The organism is Neisseria sp. Dent CA1/247 (assembly GCF_022870825.1).
Taxonomy (GTDB): domain Bacteria; phylum Pseudomonadota; class Gammaproteobacteria; order Burkholderiales; family Neisseriaceae; genus Neisseria; species Neisseria zoodegmatis.
This window is the reverse complement of record NZ_CP091522.1, coordinates 2,087,879-2,100,964: the sequence shown is the minus strand read 5'-3', so window position 1 is coordinate 2,100,964 and position 13,086 is coordinate 2,087,879. Positions and strand designations below refer to the sequence as shown.

Annotated in this window: 12 protein-coding genes and 1 riboswitch; of the genes, 4 read left to right on the top strand and 8 right to left on the bottom strand. The window is 51.0% G+C overall.

Features of this window, described 5'->3' with window-relative positions; all coding sequences use genetic code 11:
* Nucleotides 1-72: 72 nt before the first annotated feature.
* The 3 genes from LVJ85_RS10305 to gltS all read right to left on the bottom strand — a co-directional run bounded on the left by LVJ85_RS10305 (nucleotide 73) and on the right by gltS (nucleotide 3,016).
* Nucleotides 73-450: a hypothetical protein gene (locus tag LVJ85_RS10305; RefSeq protein WP_309473638.1), complete on the bottom strand. Its 378-nt coding sequence runs from the start codon at nucleotides 448-450 to the stop codon at nucleotides 73-75.
* Nucleotides 451-656: 206 nt separating this feature from the next.
* On the bottom strand, nucleotides 657-1,679 hold the full coding sequence (locus LVJ85_RS10300) for a lysozyme inhibitor LprI family protein (RefSeq protein WP_244739726.1): 1,023 nt from the start codon (nucleotides 1,677-1,679) through the stop codon (nucleotides 657-659).
* Nucleotides 1,680-1,774: 95 nt separating this feature from the next.
* Nucleotides 1,775-3,016, bottom strand: a complete 1,242-nt coding sequence (gene gltS, locus LVJ85_RS10295; protein WP_244739725.1) for a sodium/glutamate symporter — start codon at nucleotides 3,014-3,016, stop codon at nucleotides 1,775-1,777.
* Between the two features lie 471 nt (nucleotides 3,017-3,487).
* Between gltS and truA the strand changes: the two genes are divergently transcribed.
* Nucleotides 3,488-4,300 carry a tRNA pseudouridine(38-40) synthase TruA gene (gene truA, locus LVJ85_RS10290; protein WP_244739724.1) on the top strand — a complete coding sequence of 271 codons (813 nt, stop codon included), beginning with the start codon at nucleotides 3,488-3,490 and terminating at the stop codon, nucleotides 4,298-4,300.
* A 57-nt stretch (nucleotides 4,301-4,357) separates the two neighbouring features.
* Here the strand turns inward: truA and LVJ85_RS10285 are convergent, their stop codons facing one another.
* The 4 genes from LVJ85_RS10285 to LVJ85_RS10270 all read right to left on the bottom strand — a co-directional run bounded on the left by LVJ85_RS10285 (nucleotide 4,358) and on the right by LVJ85_RS10270 (nucleotide 7,869).
* On the bottom strand, nucleotides 4,358-5,776 hold the full coding sequence (locus LVJ85_RS10285) for a sodium:proton antiporter (RefSeq protein ID WP_244739723.1): 1,419 nt from the start codon (nucleotides 5,774-5,776) through the stop codon (nucleotides 4,358-4,360).
* A 392-nt stretch (nucleotides 5,777-6,168) separates the two neighbouring features.
* A complete protein-coding gene (locus tag LVJ85_RS10280) occupies nucleotides 6,169-6,531 on the bottom strand; it encodes a YbaN family protein (RefSeq protein WP_370686914.1) in 363 nt (120 codons plus the stop codon).
* Nucleotides 6,532-6,583: 52 nt separating this feature from the next.
* The gene (locus LVJ85_RS10275) at nucleotides 6,584-7,165 is read right to left on the bottom strand and encodes a DUF1415 domain-containing protein (protein WP_244743175.1); all 582 of its coding nucleotides are present in this window, start codon (nucleotides 7,163-7,165) and stop codon (nucleotides 6,584-6,586) included.
* Nucleotides 7,166-7,386: 221 nt separating this feature from the next.
* Nucleotides 7,387-7,869, bottom strand: coding sequence for an Lrp/AsnC family transcriptional regulator (locus tag LVJ85_RS10270; protein ID WP_244739722.1), 483 nt, complete (start codon nucleotides 7,867-7,869; stop codon nucleotides 7,387-7,389).
* Between the two features lie 244 nt (nucleotides 7,870-8,113).
* Nucleotides 8,114-8,211, top strand: a riboswitch (glycine riboswitch).
* A gap of 178 nt (nucleotides 8,212-8,389) precedes the next feature.
* Between LVJ85_RS10270 and gcvT the strand changes: the two genes are divergently transcribed.
* Together gcvT and LVJ85_RS10260 are read left to right on the top strand one after the other, a co-directional pair.
* A complete protein-coding gene (gcvT, locus tag LVJ85_RS10265) occupies nucleotides 8,390-9,490 on the top strand; it encodes a glycine cleavage system aminomethyltransferase GcvT (protein ID WP_244739721.1) in 1,101 nt (366 codons plus the stop codon).
* 49 nt (nucleotides 9,491-9,539) lie between these two features.
* Nucleotides 9,540-9,740, top strand: a complete 201-nt coding sequence (locus LVJ85_RS10260) for a hypothetical protein (RefSeq protein WP_244739720.1) — start codon at nucleotides 9,540-9,542, stop codon at nucleotides 9,738-9,740.
* A 427-nt stretch (nucleotides 9,741-10,167) separates the two neighbouring features.
* Here LVJ85_RS10260 and LVJ85_RS10255 read toward each other — a convergent pair whose 3' ends face one another.
* Complete coding sequence (locus LVJ85_RS10255; RefSeq protein ID WP_244739372.1) at nucleotides 10,168-11,115, bottom strand: IS110 family transposase; 948 nt, start codon at nucleotides 11,113-11,115, stop codon at nucleotides 10,168-10,170.
* A 457-nt stretch (nucleotides 11,116-11,572) separates the two neighbouring features.
* Between LVJ85_RS10255 and aldA the strand changes: the two genes are divergently transcribed.
* Entirely contained in the window at nucleotides 11,573-13,015 is a 1,443-nt protein-coding gene (gene aldA, locus LVJ85_RS10250) for an aldehyde dehydrogenase (RefSeq protein WP_244739719.1), read from the top strand.
* Nucleotides 13,016-13,086: the final 71 nt, after the last annotated feature.

Sequence of the window (13,086 nt, the reverse complement as noted above, 5' to 3'; positions counted from 1 at the left end):
ATTGATTCCTTAAAACTGTTTTTGATGTTGTTGGACGGATATTATCGGATTGCGGGATTTTGAAGACGGGAGCTAAGTATTTTGATTAAAGTTAAATGAAATAGACTGTTGCCAAGTATCAAAGGCCGTCTGAAAAACCTGATTCAGTATCTGCTGGTTTTCCCGGGTATCTTCTGTGCGGTAGAAATCTTCTTGTTTTTCGAGGCCTAAGGCTAGGAAGTAGTCGGTAATGAAATTGCCGTAGCCTTCGTCTTCATCTTGATAATAGTATTGGGTGAAGCGGTTGCCGAGGTCGTTGAAGCAGGTGGTGTCTATGCCGCCGCCCAATTGGTTCAGTATGAATTCGGCGCCGGAAAGTGTGCCGTTTTGCAGTTCTGCAAATTGGGGCAATGCTTCCGCTTCGGGGCTGTGCAGGTCTTGCGATACTGCCCATTTGTAATAATAACCCATGTGATTTGCTGCATTTTCTTTAGGCAAATCAGATGGGTAGTTTTCTTCGGTGTGAAAGGTAATGTGATCGTAGTGCATGGCGGAAATTTTACTATGAATGGCGGTAATGCTGTTGATTATTTTATACAATATTTAGGGTGATGTTTTATATATAAAGGCCGTCTGAAATTTCAGACGGCCTTGTGTGTTTGGGGAGCCGGAAGGGGTTAGTGGATGGTGTAGCCGCGTAAATATTGGCTGCGTTCGCGTGTCATGCGGGTGTCGCATTGCAGGCGCAGGTATTCTGCTTGCAAGGGGGTTTCGGCTTGGGCGGCTGCTTGACGGCAATGGTTGGTTTTGCTTTGAATCCAGCTGCGTTGTTCGCCGAGCAGTTCTTTTTGTACGGGTTGCTCCATGTTGTTCCAAAGCCGGTTGATTTCGTTGTTGGCGGCTTGGTTGTTTTGTTTGGCCTGCTCCAGTTCGTTGGCCGAGAAGGTTACTTCGGCACGTTTGGGTTCGGGGCTGAGGATTTCGGGTGCCGGGGTTTCTTCTTGGTCGAAGACGTTGCTGGCGGCGTTGTTGTCCAAAATATCTTCGGGATCGGCTTGGGGCGGCTCGGCATGGGGTTGGTTGTTGAGGTTGAGGGCGTCTTTGAGCGGTACGGCTTTGCCGTCTATCATGAGTATGCTTTTAATGCCGTAGGGGATGAGGGCTGTGGCGATGTTTTTGGCGGCAACGGTTAAGCCGTTGTCTTCATAATTGACGGTGGTTTGGCCGTCTGAAACGGATAGGGTGTAGGAAAGGGGGCGTGAGAAGCCGCCTTTGTCGTCATAGGTAAGCTGGCTGCCTGTGAGGCGCTCTTGCATCAGTTGGCTGATGCTGCGGTTGTTGTAGAGCAGGGGGCTGTTGGTTTGTGCGGTATTCAAAATGTCGCTGGGGATTTGAATATTCAGCCCGGCGGTGCAGACGGTATTGCCGTTGCTTTGTGTTTCTTGCGGGTTGTTGAGCGAGATATTGAGCTGTGTTGCCGCAGCGATGATTTTATCGGGGTCGATGAATTGCCGGCTGTCTTTGCGGGCATAGGATTGTGCTTCCTGCTTGATGATTTCTTGTACGTTGGCACGGATGTTGTGTGCGACGGCAGGGTTGTTACATTCGAGTTTGTTGCTTGCTTGCTGGGTAGGTGTGTCGTCGCTGCAAGCGGTGAGTGCGGTGGCAATCAGGGATAAAGTGAGTAGTTTTTTATACATTTTCAAACCTCATAAAATGATTTTCAGACGGCATCATAACAAAAGCACCTGTAACGGGTAAGGCTGTTACAGGTGCTTTTTATTTTGCTTTCAGTTTATTTGATGAAGTTTACAAAACTGGTGAGGATAACAACGTTGATCAAGTCAACGAAGAAGGCACCTACCATCGGCACGATCAGGAATGCTTTGTGTGATGCGCCGAAGCGTTCTGTAACGGATTGCATATTGGCAACGGCTGTGGGTGTTGCGCCCATGCCAAAACCGCAGTGGCCGGCGGCCAAAACGGCGGCATCGTAGTTGCGGCCCATCAATACATAGGTAACGAAAGTAGCATAAAGCACCATTACCAGAGTTTGCGCCAACAGAATGATGGTAACGGGGCCAGCCAAGCCGGTGAGTTCCCACAGTTTCAGGTTGAGCAGTGCCATAGCCAAGAACAGCGACAGAGAGGCGTTACCGAACACGTCGATGGCGCGGTCAAACATATTGAATTTGAACACAATGGTCAGGATATTGCGCAGAATCACGCCGCCGCCTAACGCCCATACGAATTTAGGCAGGTCGTAGAGGTAGTCTTTGTCGATGCCGTCCATGATTTCGGCAAAGGCCAAACACGCGGCAAACATGGCCAAAGTTTCGATGGCGGAGCTGGCGGTAATCAGGCGGGTTTGCTCGGGATGCTCGAACAAATCTTCTGTGCTTTTGCCGGGGTCGTCGTCATCGTACACGGCTTCTTGGGCTTTGATGCTTGCTTCGTCTAAGGGTTGGCGTCCCATTTTGTTGATCAGACGGCGTGCTACGGGGCCGCCGATCAAACCGCCGGCTACCAAGCCGAAGGTGGCGGCAGCCAAGCCTAAACCGGTGGCGCCGGTTAAGCCGAAGTTTTTCTCAAAATCCGGGCCCCACGCACCGGCGGTTCCGTGACCGCCTGTAAGGGTGATAGAGCCTGTCATCAAGCCGATTAAGGGGTCGAGGCCGAGTACGCCGGCCAAGCCGACACCGACGGCGTTTTGGATGAAGATGAAAAAGCCGACGATGGCGGTAAAAATTACCAACGGCAAGCCGCCCGCTTTAAGGCGGGAGAAGTCTGCACTCAAGCCGATGGAGCTGAAGAAAATCAGCATAAACGTGTCTTGCAGCGGTTTTTCAAATTTGAAGCTGACGCCGTAAAACGAGTGTAAAAAATATAGGATGATGGCGGCAACCAAACCGCCGGCTACGGGTTCGGGGATGTTGAAATTTTGTAAGAATTTGATTTTGTTTACCATTATTTTGCCTACCAGCAAAACGATGGTGGCGGCAATCAGTGTGTAATAACTGTTAAATACCCATTCCATAGATTCTTCTTTCCGGTAAAACTGTAAAAATCAAACCGCAGGCAAATTTTTGCGTGTGGCTAAACGTGGCGATATTAGGGGAAGAGTTAAAATTTGTCAAAGAAAGGTTTGCTTTTAATGGCTGTATTTTTTAGCAAAATTGCCTTGTTTTTATGATAAATGCAATATTTGATGGCGCTAACTCGGCTTCTGTGCCTATAAAAAATCAACAGGCGTGAAGCGGCGTGTGCGCTTGAAGGCAGAAGTGGGGCAGATATAAAAGTGATGTGGATTTAAGGGATAAGGTTTTTAGTGTGGGCTGAATACGGGCGCCACCATGCCTGCTTGATGGATGTTTTGCGGCATCGTAGTGGTTTGGTCTTTGATTGTGATTTAACCCTTAAAGAAGGTTCGGCGCGGCATTGCCTGCTATACTTGCGTGTTTTCAAATTTTTACGCGCTTGAGTTTTAAAGTGCGGTATGCAAAGTTTTATGGTTCAGGAAACAGTTTCTCAATCTACCCGGCGCTGGGCGTTGATGATTTCTTATAACGGGCAAGGTTTTTGCGGTTGGCAAAAGCAGGCCGGAGGTGTAGCCACGGTGCAGCAAGCTTTGGAGCATGCGTTAAGCTGCATTGCCGGCGAGCCGATACGCACGATTGTGGCGGGGCGTACCGATACGGGTGTGCATGCCACGGCGCAAGTTGTGCATTTCGATACTTCGGCAAAACGCCCGACACAGGCATGGATAAGAGGGGTAAACGCCCACCTGCCTCAAGATGTGGCGGTGTGGCACGCGCAGCCTGTGGATGCGCGTTTTCATGCCCGCTTTGATGCGTTCGGGCGCCGCTACCGTTATGTGTTACAGTCTTCCGCCGTCCGCAGCCCTTTGCTGGCCGGCAAAGTGGGTTGGGTGTGCAGAAAGCTGGATTTGGACAAGATGCGTGAAGCGGCGGCTTTATTGGTGGGCGAACACGATTTTTCCAGCTTTCGGGCGGCGGAATGCCAAGCCAAGTCTCCCATTAAAACGATTTACAGCGCCGAATTGAAAGGCAGCCCTTCGTTGATGACGTTAGACTTGCACGGCAATGCGTTTCTTCATCATATGGTGCGCAATATCATGGGCGCGCTGGTGTATGTGGGCGACGGGCGCTTGAGTGTGCAGGATTTTGCCGGTTTGATGGAGATGCGCAGCAGGCTGCATGCGCCGCCTACGCTGATGCCCGACGGCCTGTATCTGACAGGAGTGGATTATCCGCCGGAATGGGGTGTACTAACGCCCGAGCCTCCGGAATGGCTGTGGTAAAGAAAAGGCCGTCTGAAAATTTTCAGACGGCCTTTTATATTTAAAGCGGCTTATTGTTTAGAACAGCTCCCACACGAAGAAAATGAAGGTGTGCAGGATAAACAGCGGTACCAAAATACCGAAAGACCAAATCATGTAGCCGAAGAAGCTGGGCATATTCACTTTGCGTTGTTCTGCAATGGCTTTCACCATAAAGTTGGGCGCGTTACCGATGTAGCTCAATGCTCCCATAAACACCGAACCCATAGATACGGCCAATAAGGTGTGGAACAGCGGGCCGCTCATCAAAGCTTGGGCATCGCCGCCGGCCATGTTGAAGAATACCAAGTAGGTGGGCGCGTTATCCAAGAAGGCAGACAATATGCCGGTCATCCAGAAATACATGCTGTTGATCGGGTCGCCTGCATCGTTGTGTACCAAAGAAATCAAACCGGCAAACGCGCCTTTCTCTCCGGCCTGCAAAATGGCAATCACGGGCGCGATGGTAATGAAGATGCCCAAGAACAGTTTGCCCACTTCGAGAATCGGATCCCAGTTGAACTCATTACCGGCACGCACCTGTTTGGCGGTGATGGCCAAAGAGATGCCGGCCAAAACCAGCAAAATAATGTCGCGCAGCAGGTTGGGCAACAGATAAGGCGTACCCAATACATTCACGCCGGGATGGTCGGGCTTCCACAAGCCGGACATCAATACCGCGCTTACCACGCCCGCCAGCAGCAGGAAGTTCCATTTACCGAAGATTTGCAGTTTGCTGTCGGGAGAAGGGTCTTTCGGCAGAATTTCGTCTTCTTTAGAGAAGAAATAGCTGTCGACAAAGTAGAACAGAATCAGCAGCAATACGGAGCTGATCAGCACGGGCACCATCATGTGTTGCACGGTCCAGCCGAAATCAACACCTTTCAAGAAGCCCAAAAACAGCGGCGGATCGCCCAGCGGAGTCAGTCCACCGCCGATGTTGGCCACGAGGAAAATAAAGAAAACCACCACATGCACTTTGTGTTTGCGGTTGTCGTTGGCTTTCAAAATCGGACGAATCAGCAGCATGGCCGCACCGGTCGTACCCATAATCGACGCCAATACCGTGCCGATGGCAAGAATGGTTGTATTCAGGCGCGGGCTGCCGTGTAAGTTACCCCATACCAGAATGCCGCCTGAAATCGTATATAAAGCAAACAGCAGCACGATAAAGGGAATGTATTCGGCCACCAAAGCATGGGCGACGGTGTGGACGGCCTCGCCGAAACCGAACACGAAAATAAACGGAATCAGAAACAGCAGCGTCCAAACGGCCGTGATTTTACCGAAGTGATGATGCCATGTGTGCGAAAACAACAGAGGGCCGGTGGCAATCGACAGCAGAATCAGAATGAAGGGAATGCCCCATAGCAGGCTGAGCGAGGCGCCGTCGAGAGAGGCGGCCATCGCCGGCACCGGCGCAAGCAGCAAAGGGAGAAGTGCGGTGGATAATCGCATTATTTATTATTCCTTATGGTGGAGGGTCGTCGAAATACACGGCAGCCAAGATGAGCCGCCGCGCACGGCCGAAACCTAAGGCTTCGATGAATCATAGCGGTAAAAACAACCGTTTGAGGAGTCGGTTTGGTCGCATTTGAATGACCGAACGCACGTTTGCGCTTTGTACATCAATGGGTTTCCGGCTACGAAAGTGATGAATTGTAAATGAAAGACGCCGGTGTGTCAGCTTTTGCTACCGTGTGTTTTCAGACGGCCTGTACGATACATGAGGCCGTCTGAAAATAATCATGGCATAAAGGCAGAGGTAGGGATTGTTCATGAGTATCGGGAATGGATTGATGACAACCTGCGGGGAAAATGATGCTTAAGAATTTGAGCAGACAGGGAGTTTAAGCATCGGGCAGATGCCACATCCATACCGCTACGCAAAAACAGAATACGGCGGAAACAGCCGCCACCCACCAACGTTCGGGAAACTGATAGAGCATCAGGCAGCAGGAAAACGCCATCATGCTGAACGCAAAATATTTGGCACGGCGGGGTACGGCGCGGCGTTCTTCCCAATCTTTGACCATCGGGCCGAAGAAGCGGTGTTGGTGCAGCCAGCGGTGGAAACGCGGCGAAGCGCGCGCCCAGCAGGCGGCGGCAAGAATCACAAACGGCGTGGTGGGCAGAATCGGCAGAAAGATGCCGAGAATGCCCAAGAGCAGCGCGACGGCACCGAAAAGCCAGAATAAAGGACGTAATATCATGTTGTTATGTGGTGTGAAGTGAGCAGGGTTTTATCGTTTGTGTGGTTCAGCATTATTGTTTATCGCTTTCATCGTGCCGGAACGGGCAGCGCGGAATCTCCAAATCATTCCAGCCTTGATGCCCCATTTCCCGCAGCAAGGCCATGTTGCGGCCGAAAATCGCTTCGGCATCGGGGAAGGCTTCGGCTGCTTTGCTGATGCTGTCTTCGCGGATTAAATGCAGGGTAGGGTAAGGCGAACGGTTGGTGTAGTTGGTGATGTCGTCCGCTTCCGTGCCTTCAAACTGAAAATCAGGGTGAAACGGGGCAATCTGAATCACGCCTTCCAATCCGTTATCCGCCACAGCCTGCTCGGCGAAGTCGAGCATATCGTTGAACACCAAAAAATCACCAAATAAATCAGGGTGTACCAGCAAAGTGGTTTCCAATTCTTCCGGCGGCGTGCTGCCTAATAATTGCAGTTCGCGGTCGAGGTCTTCGAGAAAACCGTCGAGATGTTTGGCGCGGCTGACTTCTATCCTCACCAAACCTTTCACATAAGGTGCTTTGGCAAACGGGCACAGATTCAAACCGATAACGGCTTTTTCCAGCCACCGGCGCGTGTGTTCGACTACGGTTTTATCGCAAACAGACATCATTAGATTCAAAACTGCATTATTTGAGAACGGTTTGCAATGATAAAGTTTTTTACCCCGAATGAAAATACATAGAGCGTATTTCTGCCGTGCAAGCCGCTTGGTATGAGGTTTTCACGCCTCAAATGGTGTTTGTCGAGCTGTGGCGGTTTTTGAATGCGGCAACATACAGAAAGGCCGTCTGAACATTTTCAGACGGCCTCGAAAGTAAATCAGGTTGCTTAGTCTTGATGCAAATGACCCAAAGGCAGCGCGGTAGTATTTTTAATTTCTTTCAGCACAAAGCTCGATTTAGCGTCCTGCACGCCGGGGTGGGACAACAGCGTATCCAAAACAAAATGCGAAAAAGCGTTCATATCGGTAAAAAACGCATGGAGCAGATAATCGGTTTCACCCGTTAAAGCAAAGCAGCTCAACACTTCCGGCCAGCTTTGCACCGCCGAAGAAAAATCGTCGCGCGCTTCCACGGCCTTATCAATAGACACACGGATAAACGCCTGCAAACCCAGCTTCACCGCCACGGGCGAGAGCAAAGCCGCATATTGGCGGATGATGCCCGCATCCTCCAACTGCTTCAAACGGCGCAGGCAGGGGGAGGGCGACAAAGCCACCCGTTCGGAAAGCTCCACATTGGTCAGGCGGCCGTTTTCCTGTAATACCTGCAAAATTTTTAAATCGGTTTTATCCAGAGTGATTTGTCCCATTTGTATAGCCCTTTTTCTTATTTATTTTGATTGGATTCCCATTCCAACTGCAAGCTTAATATAAGATAATTTAACTTAACGCACAATAGTTTAAAAAACATATTTTTTTAAAATATTGTGTAACGATAAACTCCGTTTTCAGTTTCATATTGTTTGTTCGTTTTTCAGACGGCCTCAAGCCGGCCGCGCAGCTTCCGCACAATGTAAAGCAAACTTGCCCGCCGCCGAAAATCCCGCCATAATCAAACCCGATGCAGGAGAGTGCTACACCGTATTACACGGCAAGCCACCGAAGGCGCAGACACCCTTAAATCGCTCAGGTAAAAGGACTGCATTTCATCACAATCATCTGGAGAGCGGCGCGGCTGCGCCCACCGAAGGGGAGAAGGCCGTCTGAAAACATTCGGGCGAACACACAGGCATTCGATTCAGACGGCCTGTTGCCGAAAATCTCAGGTTCAAGGACAGATAGGGGCGCGTGAAAAGCATCGCAGCCCTTAACCTATGGAGAACCAGAGCAATGACTACCCTCAAAACCACCCCGTTCAACCAAGCCCATAAAGACGCAGGCGGCAAACTCGTCGATTTTGCCGGCTGGGAGCTGCCCGTCAACTACGGCTCTCAAATCCAAGAACACGAAGCCGTGCGCACCGACGCAGGCATGTTCGACGTATCCCACATGCTCGTTTCCGACATCAAAGGCAGCCAAGCCAAGCAATGGCTGCAAAAACTGCTCGCCAACGACGTAGCCAAACTTTCGTTCGTCGGCAAAGCCCTCTATTCCGCCATGCTCAACGACAACGGCGGCGTGATGGACGACCTTATCGTTTACCGCACCAACGAAGCCGAAACCCAATACCGCATCGTATCCAACGCCGCCACCCGCGAAAAAGACTTGGCACAATTTGCCAAAGTGGGCGAAGCGTTCGGCATCGAAATCACCCCCCGCTACGACCTCGCCATGCTCGCCGTGCAAGGCCCCAAAGCCATTGAAAAACTGCTCGCCGTCAAACCCGAATGGGCCGAAACCATCAACGCGCTCAAGCCCTTCCAAGGCGCAGACTTAGGCAACGACTGGTTTGTCGCCCGCACCGGCTACACCGGCGAAGACGGCGTAGAAGTGATTTTGCCCGGCACCGAAGCCACCGCCTTCTTTACCGCCCTACGCGAAGCCGGCGTACAACCCTGCGGCCTCGGCGCACGCGACACCCTGCGCATGGAAGCCGGCATGAACCTCTACGGCCACGACATGAACGACGAAACCAGCCCCCTGCAAGCCGGCATGGGCTGGACGGTGGACTTGAAAGACGAAAACCGCGACTTCATCGGCAAAACCGCCCTCGTCGCCCTCAAAGAAAAAGGCGTGGACGTGAAACAAGTCGGCCTGCTGCTGGCCAAAGGCGGCGTATTGCGCGAAGGCATGGAAGTCGTTACCGAACAAGGCAAAGGCATCACCACCAGCGGCGTGTTTTCCCCCAGCCTGAAACAATCCATCGCCATCGCCCGCGTGCCCAAAGCGTTTGAAGGCGATGAGGCCAAAGTGGTGATTCGCGGCAAAGAAGTGGACGTGCGCGTGTTGAAACTGCCGTTTGTACGGAATGGGCAGAAGCAGTTTGATTAAGCTATTATTATTTCAGTATCTATTAAGTATCTACAAAGGAGTAATTAAGATGTTAAACGTAGAACCAAAATATTCTATTAATAACGAAGTGAAACTAAAAAATGGTTCTCTAGTATTAATAACTGGAATTGATCAAGGAAAATATGGTGAATTCTTTTACGATTATCAATCTGAACTTGGGGTAGGTAGAGTTTCTGAGGATGAAATTTCTCATGTAACAAAAGAAAATTTTTATACTCAGGATGCCTAGAAAGCAGGGTGAGCCACCAGCACGCACGCGTTGGTTGAGAATAGTTGAGACCGCGTGCGCGGCTTGAGCCGCACACCCTACGCGAGGCAAGCAAGAATTGTTTTACCAACACTAAACTTTCAGACGGCCTCTTAACGAAACCTATATCCATCTGTTTCTACGATGCCGTCTGAAAATAGCTTGAATCACTTTACAAGCAAGTGTAGGTCGGATACTCGTATCCGACAAATCCTTTAAGGCTGTCTGAACTATTTTTTTGAATGGGGCATTTTCCTATTTTGTCGGATTCAAGAATCCGACCTACATTTGGGCAGCGTAGCTTGCAAGTTGTTTGCTTCCCCGTGTTTGCCGTTACTGACTGGTTGGTCATACAGCGAGTAGCAACTGTGTTACCAACCCGTCGGTCAGCAACAGCAAACACAGGTAATTAAGCGCATTGCAGGTTGTTTGAATGCAGGTAATCCCTTACCCGGGCATTCAGAATACGCAGCAGTTTGTGCATACACGCATTGATGGCTACTTTGAACGGTTTTCCGCGTTGCGTTAGCCGTTCGTAAAACGCCTTAATCTTCGGTTCAAAACGGCTGGCGGTTAAGGCCGCCATATACAGCGCATTACGTACTGCCATTCTGCCGCCAATACAACCTGTCTTGGTTTTGGATTCCCCGCTTTCATTGGGTGGCGGCACCACACCTACCAGCATAGCAATGCGTTTGTGCGATAGTTTTCCCAATTCGGGCAGCATCGCCATTAAGGTGGCGCAGATATTTTTGCCCACGCCTTTAATTGAGCAGACAGTATCTCCCTTTTCATTGAAACCACCACCGTACCTGTCGATTTGTTTATCTAGATCGGTGATTAGGCGGTCAAAGTGACGGATAAGGTCTGCAACGCTCTGCTTTTGGCTCTCGTGAATCTGATGGTGGCGGTTCTTCTCCACCGCTCGCATCTCTACCAACTGGCTGCGGCGTTTGACCAAGGCTTCGAGCGTTTCTTCTTCGGTAGAAGGCGGAATATAGCGCATATCGCCCACCAATCCTTTAGTCTCGATGGCTTGGGCGAAATCGGCCAACATTTTAGCGTCTTTGGCATCGGTTTTGCCTAAAGAAAAAGATTGGGAATAGGAATGTGTTTGGCGTGGGTTGGCGATGACAACACGCAATCCTGCATGGTGCAACGCTTTGGCTAGAGGGATTTCTAACCCGCCGGTACTTTCCAGTACAACCAAATCGACATTGTGTTTGCGCAAATAGTCGACGGTATGTTGGAAACCTTTGGCATTATTGGTTTCGGTTTTGGTTTTGGCCTTACCGGTAATACCGATGACGAAGTTCTTTTTGGCTACGTCTATGCCGCCATAATTTTGGGTGCTCATCAATAAACCATCCTTGTATTCGGTTGTAGGGTCTTGCAACTGTTCGGTTGTGTTGATGATTGGCCGTCTGCTCGTTTGGCTACAATACGGGTGCGGAAGCCCAAGGGTGTGTTCGGAGGCAGACGGCCTGTTTGCTTGCCATGGTACATTAGTTTCAACATACAAGGGTGCGTGCCACCGGCACGCACGCGTTGGTTGGGAATGGTTGAGAACGCGTGCGCGGCTTGAGCCGCACACCCTACGTGAGGCAAGCAAGAATTGTTTTACCAACACTAAACTTTCAGACGGCCTCTTAACGAAACCTATATTTATCTGTTTCTACGATGCCGTCTGAAAACAGCTTGAATCACTTTATAAGAAAAAGATTTACAAGAAAAAGAGCCGTTTCCGCTTTACACCCAAACCACACATACCCGTAAAATTTATCCGACACTACAAAGGAAAAAGGAGTAACAGCATGAAACAATTAGCAATGTATATCAACGGTGCGTTTGTGTCTGATTTTGCAGGCAGCTACCGCGATGTGTTGAACCCGGCTACCGAGGCGGTGATTGCGCAGGAGCCGAAGGGCAGCCGTGCCGATGTGGAAAAAGCGGTGGCGGCGGCGTATGCGGCGCAGCCTGCGTGGGAACGCGTGCCGGCGGTGGAGCGCGGTGCGTATCTGCGTAAAATTGCGGCGGGTATCCGCGAACGTGCCGACGAGTTGACGGATACGATTGTGGCCGAAGGCGGCAAAACCAAAGATTTGGCGCGTATCGAAGTGATGTTTACCGCCGATTATCTGGATTATCAGGCGGAATGGGCGCGCCGCTATGAGGGCGAGATTATTCAGAGCGACCGTCCGAAAGAAAATATTTTCCTGTTTAAGCGTCCGCTGGGCGTGATCGGCGGTATTTTGCCGTGGAATTTCCCGTTTTTCCTGATTGCCCGCAAAATGGGGCCTGCGCTGGTTACGGGCAATACGATTGTGATTAAGCCCAGCAGCGTAACGCCCATCAACTGCCATATTTTTGCCGAAATCGTGCACAGCGTCGGCCTGCCTGCGGGCGTGTTCAACGTGGTGAACGGCTCGGGTGCGGAAATCGGCAATGCGCTGGCATCGCATCCGCAAGTGGCGATGGTGAGCCTCACCGGTTCGGTAGAAGCCGGCCGCCAAGTGATGGAAGCGGCTTCGGCCAACATTACCAAAGTGTCGCTGGAATTGGGTGGCAAAGCGCCTGCGCTGGTGTTGAAAGACGCGGATTTGGATTTGGCGGTGAAGTCGATTGTGGCTTCGCGCGTGGGCAATACCGGCCAAATCTGCAATTGCGCCGAGCGTGTGTATGTGCATAAGAGCATTAAAGACCAATTTATCGAGAAGATGACCGCCGCTATGAAAGCGGTGCGTTTCGGCAACCCTGCCGAGGCGGCCGAAGGTGCGTTGGAAATGGGCCCGCTGATTGAAGAGCGTGCGGTAAAAGAAGTGGCGGAAAAAGTGCAGCGCGCCGTTTCGCAAGGTGCGACGCTGGTGTGCGGCGGCAAACGCGCCGAGGGCAAAGGCTATTTCTTCGAGCCGACCGTGTTGACCAATGTCGATAACAGCATGGACATCATGAAAGAAGAAACTTTCGGCCCCGTGCTGCCGATTGCCACTTTTGAAACGCTGGACGAAGCCATCTCGTTGGCGAATGATTGCGAATTCGGCCTCACCAGCTCGGTGTACACCACTAATCTGAACGAAGCCTTCTACGTAACCCGCCGCCTGCAATTCGGCGAAACCTATATCAACCGCGAAAACTTCGAGGCCATGCAGGGCTTCCACGCGGGTTGGAAAAAATCGGGTATCGGCGGCGCCGACGGCAAACACGGTTTGGAAGAATACCTGCAAACGCAGATGGTTTATCTGGAAACCAATATTTAAAGTGCAGAGTAGGTTGGGTAGTGTTGTCAGACGCTGCCCGGCCAATCGGAGATCATCCTGCGTTTTTTCAG